Below are 594 nucleotides of genomic sequence, written 5' to 3' on the forward strand. Positions count from 1 at the left end.
ACCCCCTGGACCCAGTTCCAGGCCGGCCACAGCCCGTTCATCGCCATGTTCTCCCTCGCCGGCCTCGGCGCCGCGGCAACGATCGTGAACCTGGTGGTCCTCAGCTCGGCCATGTCCTCCGCCAACTCCGGCATCTACTCCACCTCCCGCATGGTCTACGGCCTGGCCCAGGAGGGCGACGCCCCGACCATATTCAGCCGGCTGTCCCGCCGCAAGGTCCCGCAGAACGCCCTGTTCCTCTCCTGCGTCCTGCTGCTCTCCGGCGTCATCCTGATGTACGCCGGAGAGGACATCGGCAAGGCCTTCGACATGGTCACCACCGTGTCCGCCGTCTGCTTCGTCTTCGTCTGGTCCATCATCCTGGCCAGCTACCTGAAGTTCCGCTCCCGCCGCCCGCACCTCCACGAGGCCTCCAAGTACAAAATGCCCGGCGGCATCCCCATGGTCTGGGTGGTCTTCGCGTTCTTCGGCTTCGTTATCTGGACACTGACCACGCAGCCGGACACCCTCGTGGCGCTCCTGGTCACCCCGGTCTGGTTCATCGTCCTCGGCGCCGCCTGGCTCGTCCTGCGCAAGCGCCCGTCCCACCTGGCC

General features: G+C 66.8%; 1 protein-coding gene. It reads left to right on the top strand.

Annotation, left to right across the window (positions count from 1 at the left end; genetic code table 11):
* Window positions 1–594 (top strand): amino acid permease (locus tag J9611_RS15990; protein WP_211881543.1); only part of this gene is annotated, 594 nt, incomplete at both ends.

The organism is Pseudarthrobacter albicanus, from assembly GCF_018224015.1.
Classification (GTDB): domain Bacteria; phylum Actinomycetota; class Actinomycetes; order Actinomycetales; family Micrococcaceae; genus Arthrobacter; species Arthrobacter albicanus.